Origin of the sequence: Cysteiniphilum halobium (genome assembly GCF_003574425.1) — a bacterium.
In the GTDB taxonomy this organism is placed as follows: Bacteria; Pseudomonadota; Gammaproteobacteria; order Francisellales; family Francisellaceae; genus Caedibacter; species Caedibacter halobius.
In genome coordinates this window covers 77360-99346 of record NZ_QLIU01000030.1, presented here as the reverse complement: position 1 = coordinate 99346, position 21987 = coordinate 77360, and the positions used below count along the sequence as shown (strand labels likewise).

At 37.7% G+C, this 21987-nt stretch carries 17 protein-coding genes; 11 read left to right on the top strand and 6 right to left on the bottom strand.

Annotation, left to right across the window (positions count from 1 at the left end; translation table 11 throughout):
• Window positions 1-324: 324 nt before the first annotated feature.
• The 8 genes from DNK85_RS07075 (at window position 325) to DNK85_RS07040 (ending at window position 8064) form a co-directional block, all read left to right on the top strand.
• On the top strand, window positions 325-1089 hold the full coding sequence (locus DNK85_RS07075) for a HugZ family pyridoxamine 5'-phosphate oxidase (protein WP_119328881.1): 765 nt from the start codon (window positions 325-327) through the stop codon (window positions 1087-1089).
• Window positions 1090-1094: 5 nt separating this feature from the next.
• Window positions 1095-1784: a MotA/TolQ/ExbB proton channel family protein gene (locus tag DNK85_RS07070; protein ID WP_119328880.1), complete on the top strand. Its 690-nt coding sequence runs from the start codon at window positions 1095-1097 to the stop codon at window positions 1782-1784.
• Window positions 1781-2194: an ExbD/TolR family protein gene (locus DNK85_RS07065; protein ID WP_119328879.1), complete on the top strand. Its 414-nt coding sequence runs from the start codon at window positions 1781-1783 to the stop codon at window positions 2192-2194. The genes DNK85_RS07070 and DNK85_RS07065 overlap by 4 nt, the downstream gene beginning before the upstream one ends.
• A gap of 260 nt (window positions 2195-2454) precedes the next feature.
• A complete protein-coding gene (locus DNK85_RS07060) occupies window positions 2455-4539 on the top strand; it encodes a TonB-dependent receptor domain-containing protein (RefSeq protein WP_119328878.1) in 2085 nt (694 codons plus the stop codon).
• Window positions 4540-4549: 10 nt separating this feature from the next.
• Complete coding sequence (locus DNK85_RS07055) at window positions 4550-5233, top strand: energy transducer TonB (protein WP_119328877.1); 684 nt, start codon at window positions 4550-4552, stop codon at window positions 5231-5233.
• On the top strand, window positions 5226-6098 hold the full coding sequence (locus DNK85_RS07050; RefSeq protein WP_119328876.1) for an ABC transporter substrate-binding protein: 873 nt from the start codon (window positions 5226-5228) through the stop codon (window positions 6096-6098). Before DNK85_RS07055 ends, DNK85_RS07050 begins: the two co-directional genes overlap by 8 nt.
• Before the next feature lie 138 nt (window positions 6099-6236).
• Complete coding sequence (locus tag DNK85_RS07045; protein ID WP_119328875.1) at window positions 6237-7280, top strand: FecCD family ABC transporter permease; 1044 nt, start codon at window positions 6237-6239, stop codon at window positions 7278-7280.
• A 1-nt stretch (window position 7281) separates the two neighbouring features.
• Entirely contained in the window at window positions 7282-8064 is a 783-nt protein-coding gene (locus DNK85_RS07040; protein ID WP_119328874.1) for an ABC transporter ATP-binding protein, read from the top strand.
• Between the two features lie 202 nt (window positions 8065-8266).
• On the opposite strand, the gene gshA is transcribed toward DNK85_RS07040, so the two are convergent.
• The 6 genes from gshA to DNK85_RS07010 form a co-directional block, all read right to left on the bottom strand.
• Window positions 8267-9787: a glutamate--cysteine ligase gene (gene gshA, locus DNK85_RS07035; RefSeq protein ID WP_235842403.1), complete on the bottom strand. Its 1521-nt coding sequence runs from the start codon at window positions 9785-9787 to the stop codon at window positions 8267-8269.
• A gap of 97 nt (window positions 9788-9884) precedes the next feature.
• A complete protein-coding gene (gene rho, locus DNK85_RS07030) occupies window positions 9885-11144 on the bottom strand; it encodes a transcription termination factor Rho (RefSeq protein WP_119328872.1) in 1260 nt (419 codons plus the stop codon).
• A gap of 67 nt (window positions 11145-11211) precedes the next feature.
• On the bottom strand, window positions 11212-11535 hold the full coding sequence (trxA, locus tag DNK85_RS07025; RefSeq protein WP_119328871.1) for a thioredoxin: 324 nt from the start codon (window positions 11533-11535) through the stop codon (window positions 11212-11214).
• Window positions 11536-11738: 203 nt separating this feature from the next.
• A complete protein-coding gene (gene topA / locus DNK85_RS07020; protein ID WP_119328870.1) occupies window positions 11739-14048 on the bottom strand; it encodes a type I DNA topoisomerase in 2310 nt (769 codons plus the stop codon).
• A gap of 115 nt (window positions 14049-14163) precedes the next feature.
• Window positions 14164-17502, bottom strand: a complete 3339-nt coding sequence (locus DNK85_RS07015) for a beta-ketoacyl-ACP synthase 3 (RefSeq protein ID WP_162896577.1) — start codon at window positions 17500-17502, stop codon at window positions 14164-14166.
• Window positions 17503-17717: 215 nt separating this feature from the next.
• A complete protein-coding gene (locus DNK85_RS07010) occupies window positions 17718-18602 on the bottom strand; it encodes a LysR family transcriptional regulator (RefSeq protein WP_119328868.1) in 885 nt (294 codons plus the stop codon).
• 286 nt (window positions 18603-18888) lie between these two features.
• On the opposite strand from DNK85_RS07010, the gene DNK85_RS07005 reads away from it, so the two are divergent.
• The 3 genes from DNK85_RS07005 to DNK85_RS06995 all read left to right on the top strand — a co-directional run bounded on the left by DNK85_RS07005 (window position 18889) and on the right by DNK85_RS06995 (window position 21981).
• A complete protein-coding gene (locus tag DNK85_RS07005) occupies window positions 18889-20151 on the top strand; it encodes an MFS transporter (protein WP_119328867.1) in 1263 nt (420 codons plus the stop codon).
• Window positions 20152-20264: 113 nt separating this feature from the next.
• Complete coding sequence (locus tag DNK85_RS07000) at window positions 20265-21191, top strand: ABC transporter ATP-binding protein (protein ID WP_119328866.1); 927 nt, start codon at window positions 20265-20267, stop codon at window positions 21189-21191.
• 10 nt (window positions 21192-21201) lie between these two features.
• The gene (locus DNK85_RS06995) at window positions 21202-21981 is read left to right on the top strand and encodes an ABC transporter permease (protein ID WP_119328865.1); all 780 of its coding nucleotides are present in this window, start codon (window positions 21202-21204) and stop codon (window positions 21979-21981) included.
• Window positions 21982-21987 lie beyond the last annotated feature (6 nt).

Below are 21987 nucleotides of genomic sequence, written 5' to 3'. Positions count from 1 at the left end.
TTTTCTTCGTGTACAGAGATCATTTTAGTATTTTTGCCATTAGGTAATTGGATTTTGCTAATAGCGAATGCGTTAAGAAACAATGAATAGTTTCATTGTTTTAGTAAATAAGCGCCCAAAGACTCTGTTGAGGGCAGCTATTACCTGCAATCCAATTGTCCAACAATTATCAAAAACTCCTTCGACATTAAACACCACAAAATAATTTGTGAGGGGTATATAAAAAATTTGCTTTTTTATCATTGACTTATATTTGATAGTAGTTATCATTACCTTTATTGTTGCAAATGACAATAATTATCATTAACTTAATGGGGGTTGATAATGGAAACGAATCAAATTAACACGGCACTAAGAGCAAGACAATTAACCAAGCAAAAATCGTATGGCGTATTGGCAACACAATCTGTGGCAATGCCTGGTTATCCTTTTGGATCATTGGTGGCATATGCGTTTGACACAGATGGTGCGATACTTGTTTATATCAGTAAACTTGCGCAGCATACACGTAATATTGCTAAAGATGACAAAGTATCATTAACGATTGTTGAAGATGAAAAAGAAGATATTCAACAGGCTGGGCGCGTAACAATTTTAGGGCGATTAAATCGTTTGGCAGATGAAGAAAAGGCTGCAAGTATTTACACACGTTTTTTTCCAGAGTCAAAAGACTATCAGGATACAATGCACGACTTTCATTTTTATAAATTACAGATTGAGAAAGTACGCTTTATCGGTGGATTTGGTGATATTAACTGGGTAAATAAAGAAAGTTTCTGCATTGAGCAAGCATTTAAAGATGAAGAAATCAATGGTGCTATAAAGCACATGAATGAAGACCATAAAGATGCATTAGCACTTTATTGTCAATGCGCTGGTATTACATTAGCAAAAGACAGTACACTTGAAATGGTTTATTTTGATCAGGAAGGGATGTGGTTGCAACATAAATATAAAAACTACTACATTCCATTTGATCATGATGTGACAAATCTTTCGATGTTAAGAGCTGTACTTGCGGCAATGTCGAAAAAAGCAAGACAGCAAATTGCCAGTAATGAAGAAGCATTAATGGAAAAGGCAGTTTAGGTATTATGGGGCATTTTTTTAGTCAATTTGGTTTAGTCAGCTATGCAATGTTGGCGGTGAGCTTTCTGATTGTTGCCATTTGTATAGAGCGAGTAATTACTTTTATTAGCTTACCAAAGTTTCATTTAGGCAAGGTGGAGTGTCTAATTCATGCGATTAATCGTGATGATAAGAAAACGCTTAATGTAAGATTAAACACATTGACTAAGCCCTTATTAAAATATATCTCACCATTAGTGCTTGAGCCTAAAGAAATTGCTGAGAGTGAAGTCTGCTTGTTAATGCGCAAACAACGCCAGCGTATGCAACGGCCTTTGATATGGCTTAATTTATTTGCCGTTGCCTCACCGATGCTAGGACTGTTGGGTACGATTTGGAGTATGAGTCATTCATTTGCCGCATTAGCAGAGTCATTAAGTGGTAATGGACTGCAGAATATGATTATGTACTTATCTGAGGCAATGTATGCAACAGCATTTGGTATCATATTGGCTTTGGTTAGCTTGTTGGCATTTTATTGTTTTCGTCAGTTTAGCGAACGCTATTTAGCCAATGCTGAAGATACATTAAATCAGTTGATGCTAAGCTTAGATCGACAAAAAGCGCGTAAGAAAGAGCAAAAAGAAATCGCTGAGATGAGAGAAATAAATGAAAAAGCCAATAGGGTGAATTTGCGCACACAGGCTGTATTATGATTAGTAGTTTAAATCATCATGAGCATAATAGTTTAAAGGTGGATGAACCAAACTTAATTCCACTACTAGACTTTATGTTGGTGCTTTTAATTATGTTTGTACTGTTGGCTGGCCCCATTCAGCATTTGCTTAAATTACCCTTGCCTGATGTTAAGGGTGCTAGTGTTACCCAAAGCAAGGCAGTACAGACAACACTTTATGTAAAAAAAGATAATTATATAATCAATGGCGAACATTTTGATAGCCTAGGTGCGCTTAAAAGCTATTTATTATCACAAGAAGATACAAAATCAATGTCACAAATTACCTTAGCAGCAGATAAAAATATTCCGTTGCAAACGATGTTACAGGTGTTTGCTGTGCTAAAAGAAACGGGGTTAACTGCGGCAAATATACAAGTTAATCGTTAGTAATGAATAAAAAATAAGTTGCACTATTTTTTACCTCTCCTCTTGCGGGAGGGGTCGCGTAGCATAAGCTATGCGGGTGAGGGGTACTTCGCTTATTATTCATTTGTTACTTATTATGATGTGCGTTGGCTGAGCGTAAGTTGAAGCCTTTAGTAAGTGTGATGTTTTAAATAGCTCCCTTTGACTTACGCTCAGGGTGCAGTGAATGCTTTCAGATGAAAGTTCAGACATGATTAACAACTTTGGAGAGGGTGTTTTCAATGAAGGCAAAATTATTAAGTGTGCTTGTATTAACAAGTGTGAATCAGGCGATGTATGCCAGTGAGGAATCAGCAAATACTAAAGCAGTGGATTTGGGTGAAATTCAGGTAGTTGCTGTTAAGAAAGCCTTACCAAGTACGCCAAAAAAACAAAGTAAAGATAATCAGATCAATGTGGCACCCGAAACGGGTAGTGCCTTACCTAATGTTTCGGTGCAAAGCAGTGATGGTGCTAATCTAACACAATCAACCGCTATGCAACTCAATGCAATGGCAGGTGTGCAAATGATTGGTGGTAATCGTCCAACGGCACAAGATATTAGCATGGGTGGTTTGTCTGATGATCGTGTTTTTGTCGGTATTGATGGTATTAATAACAATTTAGCATCATTTGGACATAATCACTCGCGTCAATTATTAAGCTCAGCTCTGTATAAAAAGGTCACAGCAAGTCAATCCGGCAGCAATATTGCCTATGGTAATGGAAATCTTGGTGGTGCTGTTAATTTTGAAACGCTAGATCCTAGTGACTTCTTAGGTAAAGATAAAATCGTCGGCGGACAAGTTGGATTAGGTGGGGCAACAGGCGATTATAGTGGTGATGCCAATGCTGCGGTTGCTTTTAAAACTGCCGATGTTAGCTATTTGATTGATGTGCTTGGTGGACGTAGTAATAATGTCCGCTTAGGTAATGGACAAACTTTACCAGACTCTACAAGTAATAATTTAGAATATTTGCTTAAAACCGTTTGGAATATTTCAACAGCACAAACTTTAAAAGCATCATTTTTGTCGATGCAGAATGTTGGTCTTTATCCAGCAACGGTAAATAAAGAAACTTCTTCAACGAATCCAAGCTCAAATTTTAATTTCTTCCAAACACAAAGCATGTTGGATTATCATCTTAACCCAGATAATCCTTATGTTGATGTCAAAGCAAAGCTATATTACAACGAGAATCATTTAGGTTCATCGCCAACAACTAATGGCGGCGGCTTTGCTTTACCACAAGATGTACATGTCAACACTACAGGTATGCAGTTATCGAATGTCACTACCGTTTATAAGCAACGCCTATATTATGGTGCTGAGTATAGCTATATCAATGGTTATGATGGTTATAGCAGCAAAACAAGTTCCAATTTCCCTACAGCAAACCAACAGTTGTATAGTGCATTTTTACAAGACAGCTGGGATATTATCCCAAAACTAAATGTAACTATTGGTGGGCGCTTTAATGGTTATCGAAGTACAAGTGGCAATATGCATAATAATGACACGTTCTTTACCAAACAGGCAAGTATTAGCTATAAGGTGGTTGATCCATTAAAAGTTTATGTAGGTTATACCGAAGGTTATCGCATTCCATCATTACAGGATCTGTACTTAGGTGGCGTGCATCCCAACTCGGGTTATGTATTCTTACGATTTATTCCAAACCCAAGTCTTAGACCTGAAAGAGGGCATAATAAAACAATAGGTTTTGTTTATACGCAAGGTTTGGCATATAAACAAAAAATGCGTGTTGCAGGGAATATTTTCTTAAATGATGTAGATGATTTCATTTTAAATAGTAATATAGGAAATGATGGACCGCCATTTTATACTGCAGTAAACCAAAATATTAATATTTCCAAAGCGCAGTTATACGGTTATAACGTCTCTGCTGAGTACCAAAACCATTGGTTTGAAGTGATGACGAACTTTACCTATACGCGTGGAAAAACAAAATCGGCATATCGTAATGAAAATGGCAATACCATTCCTGCAGGTAGCGCCTTACCTATCCCTAGAGCCAAAGGGATGGTTGCATTAGCTGTGCCGATTAGAGCTATTGATAGTACGGTACAAACCAGATTTAATTATGCGCTTGCACAAAATCATGTGCCAAATAATACGCCAAAGGTTCCAGGTTACGCACTTTTGAGTCTGGCTTATCAATGGCAACCTAATTTTATCAAAGGCTTTGCTATAAGTGCTGGTGTTGATAATTTGTTTGATCAATATTATCAGAATTATGATGGCAGTATTTTAGTACCAGCTATGGGTAGAAGCATTTATTTACAGCTTAACTATCGTTTTTAGGTGAGATTTAATGTTGCTTAGAGTGTTCAAAATTGCCATTGCCATTACGGGGTCTATTGCGATTAATTTTTCAATTTGGGCAACATTAAACAGTACATCAAAAACAACGTGGCATTTGGGGCAAACGGATTTAAAAGTGCAGACGGTCGAGTCTTTAATGCAGGCTTTACAGTTAACAGAAACAACAACGACTGCAAGTACTACACCTGTTGCCAAACCTTTAAAAACAGCTAATGTTGCTATAGAGAAAAAACCGCAAGAGGTTTCTAAGGCAGTTAAAGTGCACAAGGATATCGTAAAGCCCCAGACAAAAGAAGTGAAAAAAGTACAAGAAGTTAAAGAAATAAAAAAAACAAAAGAAATACTAAAACAAAATATTAAAAAACATCAAGCAGTCACCAAGATCACACAAGCGCCAAAGTTAAGCTTTATACCACCTAAATTAAATTATCCTAACACTGCGATTAAAAATAATGAAGAAGGAAAGGTCAAAATCAAGGCGGTTATTGATGCCAAAGGGCAAGTTGCTAATGTGCAAATCATTCAATCTAGCGGCTTTAGTGTGTTAGATCAAGCGGCGATCATCTGGTTTAAGAAGTTGCACTTTAAGCCCGCACAAAGTGGTAAAACGCCAGTATCGGCAACCGTTATAAAAATTGTTTCATTTAACTTACAGGAGCAAAAAAGTGCGTAAAATTATTATGTACATCATCTTAATAGCGATTTTAATGGGGTATATGACGATATCTATTGCACAGACGGTGGTCACACTTGGGCCAAGCTCAAGCTCAATTGTTAGTGCGCTAGGTGTTAATGTGATGGCAAGCGACAGCGAAAGTGTGAAGTTATTAGAAAAAAGACAAGGTAATAAAACAAAAGAAATCAAAGAAGTAAAAAACTCAAAAAAAATGAAAGATGTTGGTTATATGCGTGCATTGACGATTGAAAGCTTATTAAGTGTTAAGCCAAATATTGTGATTGCGGATGCTTCTATTTCACCTTTGTCTGTGTTAACACGTTTAAAAGCATTTAATGTGCAAACGTTACTATTGACTGAAGTAAAAAGCTTAAATGATGTTGAAAAAAATATTCAAGAGATTGCCAATAAGCTAAATAAGCAAAAAGAGGGACAACGATTAATCAATAAGCTTCAAGAGCAAACTAAACAAACCAATAAGATTATAAATGCATACTCTAGCAGTAGTAATGGTAAACCAAAACAAGTGCTTATGCTGTTACAAATTGCTGCCAGTGGTGCTTATATGCTTGGCAAGGATACGCAATCAGGCCGTTGGTTACAGTTAATTAAAGCACACAATATTTTGTCGTTTAGTGGTATGCGCCCATTGTCAAAAGAAGGCTTGATGAGTTTAAAGCCTCAAGTGATTGTTATTGCACAGGCTTCGGCAAACATGGCCAAGCCTTATCCTGAAGTTCTAAACTATCTGCATGAAAAATACCAAACTAAAATTGTGACGATTGATGCATCACGCATTGATAATTTTGGTGCTGAGTTTGGACAAACTGAATTAATGTTAGCGCAGAAGGTTTATTTATAAAAAAATGAAATAGACACTCGCTAAATAGTGCTGATCATACCCTGAGCGAAGTCGAAGGGTAATCTAAAAAAGACTTCGACTTATGCTCAGCCAACGCTTACATAGTGTAAGGTTTATAGCTAAGAAAAGAGAACAAAAATGCAAATACATAATATAACTGCTAAATCCTTATTTACCTTACAACGACAGAAGTATTGTTTTTGGTTTTGTGTATTTATTGTTTTGTTGATCGCTGCTTGTTTGTTATCACTTTTGTTTGGTGCATTGAATTTACAGTTCTCACAATTATTTATTGACGGCAGCTTTATGCAAAAAGTGGCATTGGAATTAAGGCTGCCGCGTTTGATTGCAACTGTTGTTGTTGGTAGCGCACTTGGTGTTGCTGGTGTTGTGATGCAGGGGCTTTTTCGTAATCCTTTAGCAGATCCAGCACTGTTGGGTATGACCAGTGGCGCGTCACTCTTTGCTATTTTGTTTTTGCTATTAAGTACAAGCCTAGTACAAACGAGTTTTTTAATGACTTGGGGATTAGGTATAAGTGCATTTATTGGAAGCTTAGTGATCACCTTTTTGACTTATTTATTATCGATTACCAAGGGGCGCAGTAATTTAGGTATTTTGGTGTTAGCAGGAGTCGCGATTAATGCATTGTGTGGTGCGTTGATTGGTGTGATGACGTATCTATCTAACGACAGTATTTTAAGAAGTATTACTTTTTGGAGTATGGGCAGTTTTGCTAATATCACCTGGGGCCAGGTACTGTTTCTATTACCATGCATTGTCATAGCATTTGTATTATTGATCAATACCGCAAAATATCTGAATGCGATGATTGCAGGTGAGCAGTATGCGCGGATGCTTGGTGTTAATATTCATCGCCAAAAATTAAAAAGCATTATTGCCATTGCGTTACTTGTTGGCGCCAGTACCGCGGTTGCTGGTCCTGTTGCTTTTATTGGATTGGTTGTGCCACATATCATACGTTTTCTCATAGGCAATGAGCATCGTCATTTATTGTTTTTCTCATGTATCTTTGGCGGGTTATTACTGACTGTTGCTGATGTTGTTGCAAGAGTGGTGTTGTCACCTGCTGAATTACCAATAGGTTTAATGACAGCATTAATTGGTGCACCTTATTTTGTTTATTTATTGTTTAGTCAAAAGTTGCAACGTGGTGTCTAAGATGTTAAATCTTGAGAGTATTAGTTTACAGTTATCACAAAAAACTTTGCTTAATAATGTTTCAATGACGGTTAGAAAAGGGCAAATAACTGGTATTCTAGGTGCTAATGGGGCAGGTAAATCAACATTAATGAAAGTGATTTCAGGAGAGCATTTGCATTATAGTGGGCAGGTTAGATTAGATGAAAAGGATATAAAAACGATCTGCCCAATCATCAAAAGCATGCAAATGGCTTATGTTACACAGCATGAGGAAATTTATACGGATATTAGCGTAATTGATTATGTGTTATTAGGTGCACTGTCTTATTGCAAAGGTAATTTTTCACAAAAGGAATATCAAAAAGCCTTAAGCGCTTTATCACTGCTAAAGGCCGATCATTTTAGCCAGAAAAAATACCAACAATTATCAGGTGGTGAACGCCAACGTGTGCAATTAGCGCGCGCATTACTGCAATTAAATCAACATGATGATAGCTATCAAGGATATTTGCTGTTAGATGAGTATAGTGCGCACATGGATGTCTATTATCAGCGTCAGACGTTACAGATCGTAAGTGAGTTGGTGCAACAATATGATTTGGCAGTGTTGGTAATTGGCCATGATTTAAATATTGCGCTTGGGTTTTATCATCAAAGCTTGCTGTTGAAAAATGGGCAGATGTTGAGCTTTGACCAAACAGAAAAGGTATTAACACCAGCGCATATTTATACGGCATTTCAGGTTAAAGCTGATATTATTCATCGATCTGAAAATAATCAAAAAATCATTGTACTTACTTAATTTACTTAATAATGTATAAATAAGTTGCGTTTTAACTATCCCCTCACCCGCAAAGCATAAGCTGCACGACCTCTCCCTCAAGGGGAGAGGTATAGTGATTCCAGTATATAACCGATCAACCGCGACCTTGATGACCTCTTGTTAATATAGGTTAAAGATGTATGGGTATTTATTAGAATGACTATAATAATTAATGCCACGATTACTTGGCTACTTGGGAGCAGTCTGCAGAGAGATAATAGTGATCAATATAAGTATTAAGGTCACAACAATCACTTTGTTCAAGCTTTGATTGTGCAGCAAGTGAAGCTTCTGCTTCATGCGTAAACTCCCTTTGTTCTTTGTCATCTAATATGAATTTTTGCAAATATTCAGTATTTGATGCTGATAGGTTAAGCACCTTATCCAGATAGTCATCTTTAATCATATTTATAAACTGACCTGAAAGTGTTTGCGTTGGGTCAGTTAATTTTTTGAGTTGTTTATTTACGGCTTGTTCATATTCTTCACCCATATTTTTTGCCGTGTGGGCAATGTTCTTAAGAAGTTCTATACCTAAATTTTGTAATAATTGTGGTTTGTTTTGGCTATTAATTAATTGCAACTTCGGATTACGGCCTTGTGTCACAACGTGTGAAAAGTTTAACTTGTTGCGTGCAATATCATTTTGTGAATAGCGTTTAGTCGGTAATATTAAACAAGTCATTAATAAGGCTTCAATAAAATATGCTGTCTCTTTATCTATTCCAAGTGGTGACAAGGGATTGACATCAAGTACACGAACTTCAAGATAAGCAACACCACGATTAAGCAACGCGCAAGCAGGACGTTCACCACGCTTGGCAATCTGTTTAGGTCGGATGCTACTGTAATACTCATTTTCAATTTGTAAGATGCTACCATTGAGCTGTTGACGCAAGCCATTATGACTAAATAAGCCCAAACTATTAAATGCAGGATAAGGGGTATTGGTGGCATTGACTAAGTCATAGACATAACTTTGTAAGTTATCATAGGAAATAAATAAATTCTCTTGTGCTGTACTTTGATAACCTAAATTACTCATTCTAAGACTAGTAGCATATTCTGCAATATAGAACTCATCATCAAATGATGTTAAATAATCAGGTTTCTGCCGAACAGATGTTTTGGCACAAATGGGGGAAGCACCAAATAAATAGGGGATTAGCCACATAAACTCAAAGTAATGGTTAATCGCGGAAAAATATAGCGCGTTACTTGTCATTTTGCGCGTTTGCATAAGGGCATTCATCAATTGAGTATCATATGAAAAATTATAATGCACTCCGGAAATCGCTTGCATAATTCTACCATAGCGTTTGGCAAGGCCTCGACGATAGACTTCTTTCATCTTGCCTGAATTAGACGTGCCAAAATCAGCAATTCTAATTTCTTCTTCTGTTGTTGTCAGTGGCATACTCGTTGCTAAAACAAGCTCATTCTCTGGCAGATTTTGTGTGCTAAAGGCAAGAATATGCTCTAAGCGCGTTAATGTCTTATCAATAGAGTTGTATGGCTCAGTGATCAGTTCAAGCAAGCCTTCTGAAAAATCAACAGTGATATTGCTATTGGTCAGCTTCGAGCCAAGGGCAACAGGGTGATCTGATATCGCTGCTTTTCCTGAGCGTAATATGCGTAATGTCTCACGCTCAATACCGCGTTTATGCTGATATTGATTGAGGTTTGTAAGTAGGTTCATCATGTCACAAGCTAAGTGAAAACTTACTGCAGTTTACGGCAAAAGCACGCCACTTGCTAGGTTATCTGAACGATATAGAATGATATTTTTTGGCTTAAGGCTAACCACGCTTCATAATATTGAAGAATTCTTCATTAGTTTGTGTTTTCTTTAAACGCTCGGTTAAGAACTCCATTGCCTGCGTGTCTTCCATTTCATGTAAAATCTTACGCAATATCCAAAGTTTTTGTAGTTCCTCTTGTGTGGTTAATAGCTCCTCACGACGCGTACCAGAGCGTGCAAAGCTAATCGCAGGGTAGACACGTTTTTCAGAAATCTTACGATCCAAGTGAAGTTCCATGTTCCCAGTACCTTTAAATTCTTCAAAGATTACCTCATCCATTTTAGAGCCTGTTTCAACAAGAGCTGTTGCAATAATCGTTAAACTACCACCTTCAGCGGTATTACGTGCCGCACCAAAGAAACGCTTCGGTTTTTGTAAAGCATTAGCCTCAACACCACCAGATAGTACGCGTCCTGAGGCAGGAGAAACAGTATTATAGGCACGTGCTAGACGGGTAATAGAGTCTAGGAGGATCACAACATCTTGCTTATGTTCAACCAAACGTTTTGCTTTTTCAATGACAATTTCAGCCAATTGTACGTGACGTGCTGCCGGTTCATCAAAAGTACTGGCAACTACTTCACCACGTACGGAGCGTTGCATTTCAGTCACTTCCTCAGGACGCTCATCAATTAAGAGAACAATCAGATAACACTCAGGGTATTTTTTAGCAATTGATGAGGCGATATTTTGCATCATAATGGTTTTACCCGTTTTAGGAGGGGCCACGATCAATCCACGTTGTCCTTTACCAAAAGGAGCAGCCAAATCAATAATTCGGGCAGTGATATCTTCGCTTGAACCATTACCTAATTCCATGGATAAGCGCTCTTTGGCATATTCAGGCGTTAGGTTTTCAAATAGCACCTTAGTACGAGCAAGTTCAGGCGAGTCAAAGTTCACGCTATCAATATGCTTTACTGCAAAGTAACGTTCGTTATCTTTGGGTGGGCGAATTTTACCGATGATGCTATCCCCAGTACGCAAATTTAATTTGCGGATAAAGGTCGGTGAAACATAGATATCATCAGGAGAAGCAAAGTATGATGTATCAGATGAACGTAAGAAGCCATAGCCATCTTGTAGCACTTCAAGCACGCCTTCACCATAGATATCTTCGCCTTTATCAGCATGCTCTTTTAGAATATTAAAAATGATCTCTTGCTTACGTGCACGTCCCGTGGCTTCAAGGCCAAGTGAGCGCGAAAGTTCCATTAATTCAGGGATAGATCGGTTTTTTAAGTCGGTTAAATTCATTGAAAATTCTCACGAATGTTGAAGAAGGGGAACCCCTTCGGGTTGAACGAAATATTTATTTTTAAGGTTAAATATGTTTATCAAGGATTTGAATCAATTGTGATTTTTGTACTGCACCGACTTTGGTTTCAACATTTTCGCCATCTTTGAAAACCATGAGCGTTGGAATGCCGCGCACACCAAACTTAGCCGGCGTATCCTGATTATCATCAACGTTGATCTTAACGATTTTTAGTTTATCACCGTAATGTTCAGATACTTGATCTAAAATCGGCGCAATCATCTTGCAAGGTCCACACCATGGTGCCCAAAAATCAACTAAAACAGGCTGATTGCTGTTGATAACTGCTGATTCAAATTCACCGTCAGTAATATTAATACATTGTGACATAATTAAATTCCTTTAATGTTTAAGTCGTTTATTTTAAAGAAAAACTGCTGGCGATTCTATCAGAAAAGGGGAATAAGGTGAACGCAAATCCTTGCTAATTTTTAGCTTTCGTGTTGAATCGAAATAATAATCCTTATATCAAAACCAAATTTTGTTAGCATGTTTTGTTTTAGGTATCGTCCTTAGTTCCTGATATAACCCTATTATTCTGTCTTTGGTTGATTTAAATGAATAATATAATCGCATTCATCATTAGGACAAACTTTTTGCTCACCATCCTTTTTTGTGATCTTATGTAAAAGTATTGGCGAGTGACATTTGGGGCATTCTTCAGCAATAGGCGGATACCAGAATGAGTTTTTACACTTAGGAAAACCAGCACAAGCATAGAACACTTTACCCTTACGTGATTTCTTCTCAACAAAGTTGTTTTTCTTACATTTTGGACATTCAATGCCGGTGTCTTTGGGCTTTTCTAATGGTTCCATATGCTTGCATTTAGGATAGTTAGAGCAACCAATAAACTTACCATAGCGCCCTTGTTTGATTAAAAGATCAGACGCACACGCCGGACACTTACGACCGGCTACTACTTCAGGCTCTATTTTTTCTTGAGGCTCTTCATTATCTTTGACAATCGCACGAGTATATGTACAGGTTGGATAGTTGGTGCAACCTATAAAGCGACCACTACGTCCAAGACGAATAGAAAGTTTATGTCCACACTCAGGGCAGTCTTCATTCATTTCTTCGTGTGTTACATCACTTTTTTTAACAGTCGTATCAATTTCAGTAATTTGTTTTATAAATGGTTGCCAGAATTTTTCTAATACAGGCACCCACTCAATCTTGCCATCAGCAATATTATCAAGTTCATCTTCAAGCTTTGCTGTAAAGGTATATTCAACATAACGATGGAAGTAGTCGGTCAAAAAGCTATTGACAATACGTCCAACGTCTGTTGGTTTAAAGCGTTTTTTCTCTAATAGTGCGTAATCGCGCTGCTGTAAGGTTGAGATGATGGTTGCATAAGTTGATGGTCGACCAATGCCGTACTCCTCAAGGGCTTTAACCAGTGAGGCTTCAGTATAACGTGGTGGTGGTTCAGTAAAATGTTGCTTACCGATAATATCAACAACAGGTACTTTCTCACCTTCTTTAAATTCAGGTAAAATTAAACCTTCACTGTCATCACTTGTGGCATCTTCATCTTTAGCCTCTTGATAAACTGCTAAGAAACCAGCTTTAGCAACAACCGATCCCGTCGCTTTAAAGGTATGCGCTTTATTATTAGTAATAAAATCAATCGCAACAGTATCCATCAACGCATGAATCATTTGACATGCTACTGTACGCTTCCATATCAAGTCATACAGTTTAAATTGATCATTGGATAAGAAGCCTCTGACATCTTCAGGTTTACGATGGGCCGACGTAGGGCGAATTGCCTCATGTGCTTCTTGAGCATTTTGATTTTTAGTTTTATAAATCCGCACACTACTTGGCAGATGATCTTGACCATATTCTTGGGTTATAAAGCTGCGTAATTCATTTAAAGCATCTTGTGATAAATTCGTTGAGTCAGTACGCATATAGGTAATCAAACCGACAGCTCCTTCATTACCGATCTCAATACCTTCATATAACTGCTGTGCCAACATCATTGTTTTTTTGGTAGTAAATCCAAGTTTACGCACTGCATCCTGCTGAAGCGTTGAAGTAATGAAAGGTGGCAACGGATTGCGACGCTTTTGTTTCTTTTCAATGTTATGAACAATTAGCTCGCCATTAGCATCTTTCTTAATAAGATCAAGCGCGTTAGTCGCATCAGTCTCATTAGTAAAGCTAAATTGTTCACACTTTTGACCATTAAAAATAGATAATTTGGCCATGAATTTCTTGCGCTTCTTAAGCTCGGCAGTAATGCTCCAATATTCTTTAGATTCAAACGCTTCAATTTCAAGCTCACGTTCAACAATCATTCTAAGTGCTGGACTTTGTACGCGACCTGCGGAAAGCCCGCGACGAACTTTTTTCCATAACAGTGGTGATAGTTTAAAGCCAACCAGAAAATCCAAAGCGCGCCGTGCTTGTTGCGCATTGACAAGATCCATAGCAAGCTCGCGTGGGTTAGCAACAGCAGCATTAACGGCTGTTTTAGTAATCTCATTAAAAGCAATGCGATGCACAGGTTTATCTTTAATGAGTTTAGCATCATTAAGCAGTTCATAAATATGCCATGAAATCGCTTCACCTTCACGATCTGGATCTGTTGCTAGATAGATTTCATCAGCGGATTTAGCTGCCTTTTTAATTGCATCAATGTGGCGTTTATTGCGTTCGATCAGTTGATATTTCATTTTAAAATGATCATCAACATCCACCGAAGACTCTTTAGGTTCAAGGTCACGAACATGCCCATAAGAGGCAAGGATCTCAAAATTATTGCCCAAGTATTTTTTAATTGTCTTGGATTTTGCAGGTGACTCTACAATTACAAGGTTTTTTGTCATAGTTATTTCTTAAACAGTATCTTTTATTTTTGTCGTTTTAAGGGCTGGAACGCTTGAACTTAACGACTAGCCACATAAGCTTAAAATTAATCTAATGCGTTAAGCATCTTGCCAGCTATTTTGTATGTAAAAGCGCAGCAGCTGCTGTAAAGCCTGAACCAAAGGCACATAATGCAACAGTTTTTCCAGTAGCTTGAGCTGCTAAGGTCTCACCTAATGCAATTGGTATAGTGCATGAGGACGTATTACCAAAGCGCGCAATATTGCTATAAAGCGTACCTGGATGCATTTTTAGACGTTTCTCAACAGCATTGGAAATGCGCTGGTTTGCCTGATGTGGGATCACCAAGTCAACCGTATTTAAGGCAATATTTGCTTGTTGGCAGCACTTATGCATAATCATTGACATTGTTTTCACTGCAAAGGTAAAAAGTTTTTTACCTTGTAGTTGTGTGAACTTAGACTCATCTGTTGGAATGTTAAGTACATCACCATTCTCAGCAATTGCAGTTAGTGAAATTTCATCAATGATGGCTTTAGAATCAGCTTGATAATGATCACCATTTATAATGGTCGCAGTTGCGGCGTCACCAAATAAAAAAGCAGTGTCAAAGTCTTTTTGATCCATGCGCTTAGTCATATATTCTGCACTGATTAATAAAACACGTTTACTTGGACGTGTTTGTAGATAATCACGTGCACTTTGTAATCCATACAAATATCCGCTGCATGCTGCGTTGATATCATAGGCAGGTACGTTATGCTCACCATAGGTTTGATAAAGCTTATCTAATATCAAGCAAGCCATGGAAGGCGAAATATATTGATCAGGCGTGGTTGTTGTACAGATCAGCATATCGATATCTGAGAGTTTGAGATTGCTCTTGGTTAGTGCGTCTTTGGCAACCTCCGTTGCTAAATCAACGATATTTTCATCTTTCGCTAGCCAAAAGCGTGACTCGATACCCGTGCGATCAATAATGTCGCGTGAGTTATGCTCAGGAAAGTGTTGTAAAAGTTCATCGTTGGTAACAAGTTTTGAACCGGTTTTAAATAAAGGTGTACTAATACCTACAGGATAGATGTTATGCTGTTGTTTATTCTGCTTGGCAACTTCTTGCTGAATTTTGCGCGTTAAAATAGGATTTTTTTGAATATTTTGCTTATTTTGAGCGCCCGCAGGCAGGCGTAGTTTTAATAGGTTTTCGCCAACGGTTGCACGCTCAGATTCGTCAACATAAATTTCTTCAATCGTACCATTACTAGGCGAGAGTATTTCGCCGGTTGATTTGCTTGCTTCAAGATCTACTAATTTATCACCGACTTTAATTTCGTCACCAACTTTGACGTGTAGTTCAGTGATGAGTACACTTTCATCAGATGGGCTGGCACCGATCACTGGCACATTATAAAACCCTGCATCACTGCAGTTTTTAATCTCCCACTCAAGTGATAAATCTAGTAAGTCTGCTGCACCGGTTAGAATGCGCTCATAGGAAGGTAAAACTTCCATTTGATTATCAAAGTTACAAGGGATGTAGGTATCAGCACGTGTTATACGTTTGACCTTAACTGCTTTTTTAGCACGCTCAATAACTGAAGCGATTAAATCCCCACCAACACCACAGGTGTGATTGTCTTCGTGTGTTACGATTAAATGCCCAGTTTTCTCAACTGAGGAGAGCACAGTTTCAAGGTCATATGGCTTAATTGTGCGTAAATCAATAATTTCACTATCAATACCAACAGTTTCTAAAGTCTCAGCAACTTCTTGGCACAATGAAACAGTATTTCCCCAGCCAACAAAAGTAATATCAGATCCTGCTTTAACAATACGCGCTTTACCAATGGGTACGATTTGTTTCTCAACATCCGTTGATGTGGTATCAGCAATGCTTGCGTTATTAAGAAGTTTCTTAGGATATAAAAACACACTAGGGCGATTAGACTCAAAAGCAGCATTTAGCATGCCTGCGGCATCAGCTGCATTGGAGGGCATATAGACGTCGATACCAGGAATGTGTGCAAAGGTACCTTCATTGGTTTGCGCATGAAAAGGGCCTAAGCCTGGGCGATAGCCGCCACAAGCAGCAAATACAATGACTGGGCATTCCCAATCACCATTAGATCGCCAATACATCGTTGCAAGTTCAGTAAAGAGTAAATTGTAAGCCAGTGGCATAAAATCAGCAAATTGAATAAATGCAACGGGGCGCTTACCTGTTAATGCCATACCGATAGAAACACCCATAATGGTTGCCTCAGCTAATGGGCTGTTAACAACCCTGCCTGGAAACTGTGTTGATAATCCTTTGGTTACACCAAAAACATCACCTTTGTCATCTTCAATATCTTCCCCAAGTAAGCAAACACGTTCATCATTTAACAAGCGCTGACGAAATACTTCGCGCATTGCTGCTCCCATCCCCAGACGTGTTTCTTGAGAAAAATCACCACGATATTCATGCGCATGTGGTAACAAATGCTCAGGTAATGGTGCCTCAGCATTAAAGCAAGACGTGGGTGTTAGACCATTAAGTGCAAGCGCTAATGCTTCGTCAATACGTTGACGGTTGTTCTGTTCAATTTCCTGTAAAACACTTTCTTTAACACCATGCTTTAATAAAAACTCACGACTTAAGCGCACTGGGTCTCTTTGAGAAGTAGTATTAATTTCGTCATCACTACGATAAAGACATTGGTTGTCTGCATTGCTGTGATTGCTTAAGCGTCCAACTTTAAAAATGATAATATGCGGCGCACGGTCATTACGCATATTGTTGATTATGTGTTTAATTTTATCGCAAGATTCAAATGGGGTGGAACCATCAATATATGTTATTGGAATATCATAAAACGAATTTGGATTACTATAGTCAGGCAGTGAAAAAAAAGTCTTACCTTTTGTTCGTGTTGAAATAGCGTAGTCATTATCTTGAACGACAAATAATACAGGGAGTGTGCGACGTTTTGCTTCAGCAAATGCCTCTAAAACTTCACCTTGTTGCGTTGTACCATCGCCCATGCTGCAGTAAACAATAGGATTATCAGGTTGATTTTTAATACTTTGTGCAATCCCAACTGATGGTAACGCTTGATTACCAACAGGCGTGACGATACTTCCAATATTAAGCTTACGTTCACTTAAACCAAATGCCATTTGCCGGCCATGAGATATACCCTCGGCTTTGCATAGTGAACTATAGAAAAACATTTTTTCTTCCATACCTCGGGAGTGCATTAAAGCTTTATCACGATAATGACACTGTAGCCAGTCTTGAGGTTTTAAATACTCAGCAAAAATAGCACTTCCTTCATGCCCTTTGGATGAAGCAAGAAAATTAGCCGTACCACTATTAACCATTTCAGCTTCGATGTTATCAATTCTACGCATACTATCCATTTTTTGATAGCAGTGAATAAGTATATCTAAGTTCTCAGCTGTTAAATTCATTGATGTTTGTTCCTCAGAAAGTGTATTCATAATTTTGTTAGATAAATAAATAAGCAACTTTTTAGTGAGGTAAATATTGGTAAAGTTCGTCCTTAATGTCAAATATAAATCATGCAAATATCAAAAAAACAATGGTGAACTAGATGGTGATTAAATGATTGCATCCGGTACGTATGATGTAAGGTTTAGGGCAAGAGGAGACTATGAAAAAGATATTATAAGGTATATTTTTTTAAAAGTGCTTGCATCACTTCTTTACAAACCTGACGCACCCAGCGATTTTTTTTGTCATGTTTTAAGCGTTCAGGATAAGACAACTTAAAGGGAAGCCCCGGTAAATCAAAAGGCAGCGGTATGTGTTTTTTATTAAACACGCGTGCTAATATCGTTGAAGCGGTCATGACGTATTTATCTTGTAAGAGTTCAGTAGCAGCACGCAAACTACTGATTTGTAAGCATAGATTACGCGGGTCTGGATGGCCTAAAATATCTAATAATAATTGATTACTGCTTCCTTGGGAAAATACGATATGAGGTAATTGCAAGTATTCATCGTAAGAAACAGACTTCTTGCTATCATCAAAAAACTGATCAAACATCAACACACCAGTCTCATAGCTATAAATTTCATCATTAAATCCTTCAATATGCGCAGGAATACCAATTACTGCATCAATATTTTTAAGTGTTTGATCATGTGCCTGAAGTGAGATGTAAGATAAGGTAGTTATGCTGATTTTATGTTGATGGTTATATTTCAAAAAGGCATCAATAAGTGCTTTGGTATTTGTTTCAGAAATGGCTTCGGTAATCTGTAATTGAACATGTGTAGGTGTGGTGTATGGATCAAAGTCGTGAGCTGGCATGAGGCTTAACATTTCGTCAGTAATTCTAATAATTGGGTTGACCATATCCTCTGCTTTAGGCGTTAATTTCATCTTATTGCCATCACGTATTAGAATATCATCTTTAAACATGCCTCTTAACTTACCTAAACGCATAGTAATAGCAGGTTGTGAGACATTCATTAATTTAGCAGTCACACTGATATTTTTTTCGATAAGAAGGTGTCGCAAAATCATTAAATCACTGCTGTCCATTGTTCTCGCCTTAAACGTATTTGGTATGCATTTTATGTTTTATAAATAGACAATAGCAAATTTTCTCCATAAGTCCATTTTATAAGTTATTTATAATGATTATTTTAAAAACAGACGTTGTACCAAAATTTACACCAAGAGAAAGATAGCATTGCCTTGTCATAAAATACAGTAAAGCGATGGCAAAGATATAAAAAAGATATAAAAATTATATTGAGCGTATAAACAATCTACTTTAAGCTTGAGACCCAAGGAATAGAGCAGTAAAAGGTTGAAAAAGTAAAAGATGTCTGAGTATAAGCCAGCTAGATTTGCAATGTTGTTTGCGCCGATTCTAAGTATGTGTATTTTAACTATTGGTAATACTTTCTATACTACCTATACGACACTTGAGCTTGAACGGATGGGGCAAAGTAATTTTGTTGTTGGGTTGATTTCAGCTGCTTACTTTACAGGTATGGTATTAGGGTCCTATTTTACCCAACGACTTATTTTGCGTATTGGGTATATTCGTGCCTATGCATTATTTGCCACCTTAATGGCTGCAGGGGCTATGTCGCTTGGCATCTTTTATGATGTTAATGTTTGGGCGGCAGCTCGTTTTATTTGTGGTTATGCGTTGGCTGGATTATTTATTGTTGTTGAGGCATGGTGTTTAGAAGGAGCAGGCAGTAAACATAAAGGGTTGGTGTTATCAATTTATCTGTTTGTATATTACTTTGTTCAGGCATCTGGTCAATTTTTATTAAATATTCCTTTTGAGACGGTCCTGTTAGCATTTTGTGTTATTTCAATTTTGGCAACTTTATCAATTATTCCGGTTTGTTTGACACGCTTTGAAACGCCAAGACAAGAGCATGTTGAACTATTATCACCTTTTGTGTTATTTAAAAAAGCGCCACTTGGCATCTGGACAGCAATGACGGCGGGCGTGATTTTAGGGAGTATTTACACGATTTACCCTTTATTTTTAAAGCAGACCAATGTGCCGGTGCATAGTATTTCTTATATGATGTTTGCCATTATTATCGGAGGCATGTTGTTGCAGTTGCCCATTGGTAAAATTTCGGATGTTATTGATCGGCGACTGGTATTATTAGTCATGCTAATAGGGTCAGTGATAGTTTCTATCCTTATTTGTATCTTGCATGGTAGTTTTTGGCAGTTGGCTATTTTCTCCTTTTTATTAGGAGGACTTACCTTTACGTTTTATCCGTTATCGATCAGTCATTCCAGTGATTACTTAGATGCTGATCAGTTAGTGGGTATTGTCGGTATCCTAGCGCTTTCATATGGTATTGGCTCGATGGTTGGCCCCTTATTAACGACGTGGTTTATGTCTATTTTTGGTCCCTTTGGATTTTTTACTTTAGTTGGCTTTATCTGCTTCTTATTAGGGGTTTATACTTTATGGCGTTTACGTGCGCGCGAAGCGCCTAAAGACGATGAAAAAGTTGCTTTCCAAACGGTTGTTGCTGAAGCATCCATTGCAACAGAAGCAGTTGTTGAGCAACAATTGATTGAAGAAAAGGAAAGCGTAAATACATAATTGATCGTTTAAAGGTTTAATATGAAAAAATAAAAAAGCACATACCTCTAGTCAGTCACAAATTGTCTGTTACAATGCTTGGCTATCTATTATAACAAGCAATTGAGTTTATAATGACTTATACAAAAGCGCTGTCTTTGGTTAATGTCAATAAGATATACAAAGGTGGAGTCCATGCGGTAAAGGATGTTAGTTTTGATGTTTATCCGGGGGACTTTTTTGCATTATTAGGGCCTAATGGTGCGGGGAAATCAACAACATTAGGAATGATTTCGGCTCTTGTCAACAAAACCAGTGGTAGCATCAAAGTCTGTGGCTATGATACAGTAAAATCTCCGTTTATGGCACGCAAACACTTAGGCGTTATGCCGCAAGAGATTAATCTAAATATCTTTGAAACTCCGATGCAAATTCTATTAACACAAGCAGGGTACTTTGGCATAGATCGTAAGACAACCAAACCCTATGCCGAAAAATTACTAAAAGATATGGCATTGTGGGATAAAAAAGATGCGCAAGTACGATTTTTATCTGGTGGGATGAAGCGACGTTTAATGGTTGCGCGTGCATTAATCCATAAGCCTAAAGTATTAATCCTAGATGAGCCAACGGCAGGTGTAGATGTTGAGTTACGCCAATCGTTATGGGAGCAGATGCGTGCATTAAATAAAGAAAATTTGACGATTATTTTAACGACACACTATCTTGAGGAAGCCGAGAGTATGTGTAATCGCATTGCTTTGATTCATCAAGGTAAATTACATACCAGCTCTGATATGAAAACACTATTAAGATCGGTTGAGAAAGAGACTTATATTTTTGATTTAAAAGAGCCACTGACACAAGCGCAAATGCAGTGTAAATATGGTCAATGTCAGTTAGTTGACCAAAACACGCTGGAAATTGACGTTGATAAAAGTATTACATTAAATCAATTATTTGCTGATTTAAGTCAGCATAATATCGAGGTATTAAGTGTTAAGACAAAAACAAATAAGCTAGAGAAATTGTTCATTGATGTCGCAAGAAATAAGGCATAGGTTGGGGAAAATGACGTTTAAAGAATATTGGATTATTTATTACACCATATTAAGAAAAGAAGTAGTACGTGTATTGCGAATGTGGCCACAGACTTTGTTACCGTCAGCTATTACGGTCAACCTTTATTTTCTCATTTTTGGGAAAGTAGTGGGGTCGCGTGTTGGCATGATGGATGGTTTTAATTATATGCAGTTTATCACGCCTGGGCTTGTAATCATGTCAGTAATTAATAACTCCTATGCCAATGTTGTGGGGTCATTTTATGGTGCGCGTTTTAATCACTCAATTCACGAGCTTCTCGTATCTCCGGCAACCAATCATTTAATTATTCTAGGTTATATATCAGGCGGGGTAGCGCGCGGTTGTTGTGTCGGTATTATGGTTACGATTATAGTAGGTATATTTGGTGGTATTTCAATCAATTTTAATGCCGCATTATTGATTTTATTGGCTTTCTTTTTGTGTGGCACTCTATTTTCATTAGGGGGACTCTTAAATGGTATTTTTTCGCAAAGTTTTGATGATACGACTATTTTTCCTACTTTTGTGCTAACTCCTTTAATTTATCTTGGTGGCGTGTTTTATGGACTAAATGCGTTGCCGCCATTTTGGCGGGATATCGCGCAATATAATCCATTATTTTATATTGTTGATTTTGTACGTTATGCATTTATTGGTTATTCGTACATTAACCCAATGGTTGCTTTAGTTGCCATCGTGCTATTAATCGGGATATTATATAGCTTGGCGTGGTATTTGCTATCACGTGGTATTCGCTTAAAGTCTTAAGGAAAT

What these genes read in the sequence shown, in the direction of transcription:
- DNK85_RS07075 (WP_119328881.1), top strand. Translation starts at nt 325, where the DNA reads ATGGAAACGAATCAAATTAACACGGCACTAAGAGCAAGACAATTAACC.
- DNK85_RS07070 (WP_119328880.1), top strand. Translation starts at nt 1,095, where the DNA reads ATGGGGCATTTTTTTAGTCAATTTGGTTTAGTCAGCTATGCAATGTTG.
- DNK85_RS07065 (WP_119328879.1), top strand. Translation starts at nt 1,781, where the DNA reads ATGATTAGTAGTTTAAATCATCATGAGCATAATAGTTTAAAGGTGGAT.
- DNK85_RS07060 (WP_119328878.1), top strand. Translation starts at nt 2,455, where the DNA reads ATGAAGGCAAAATTATTAAGTGTGCTTGTATTAACAAGTGTGAATCAG.
- DNK85_RS07055 (WP_119328877.1), top strand. Translation starts at nt 4,550, where the DNA reads ATGTTGCTTAGAGTGTTCAAAATTGCCATTGCCATTACGGGGTCTATT.
- DNK85_RS07045 (WP_119328875.1), top strand. Translation starts at nt 6,237, where the DNA reads ATGCAAATACATAATATAACTGCTAAATCCTTATTTACCTTACAACGA.
- DNK85_RS07040 (WP_119328874.1), top strand. Translation starts at nt 7,282, where the DNA reads ATGTTAAATCTTGAGAGTATTAGTTTACAGTTATCACAAAAAACTTTG.
- gshA (WP_235842403.1), bottom strand. Translation starts at nt 9,787, where the DNA reads ATGATGAACCTACTTACAAACCTCAATCAATATCAGCATAAACGCGGT.
- rho (WP_119328872.1), bottom strand. Translation starts at nt 11,144, where the DNA reads ATGAATTTAACCGACTTAAAAAACCGATCTATCCCTGAATTAATGGAA.
- trxA (WP_119328871.1), bottom strand. Translation starts at nt 11,535, where the DNA reads ATGTCACAATGTATTAATATTACTGACGGTGAATTTGAATCAGCAGTT.
- topA (WP_119328870.1), bottom strand. Translation starts at nt 14,048, where the DNA reads ATGACAAAAAACCTTGTAATTGTAGAGTCACCTGCAAAATCCAAGACA.
- DNK85_RS07015 (WP_162896577.1), bottom strand. Translation starts at nt 17,502, where the DNA reads ATGAATTTAACAGCTGAGAACTTAGATATACTTATTCACTGCTATCAA.
- DNK85_RS07010 (WP_119328868.1), bottom strand. Translation starts at nt 18,602, where the DNA reads ATGGACAGCAGTGATTTAATGATTTTGCGACACCTTCTTATCGAAAAA.
- DNK85_RS07005 (WP_119328867.1), top strand. Translation starts at nt 18,889, where the DNA reads ATGTCTGAGTATAAGCCAGCTAGATTTGCAATGTTGTTTGCGCCGATT.
- DNK85_RS07000 (WP_119328866.1), top strand. Translation starts at nt 20,265, where the DNA reads ATGACTTATACAAAAGCGCTGTCTTTGGTTAATGTCAATAAGATATAC.
- DNK85_RS06995 (WP_119328865.1), top strand. Translation starts at nt 21,202, where the DNA reads ATGACGTTTAAAGAATATTGGATTATTTATTACACCATATTAAGAAAA.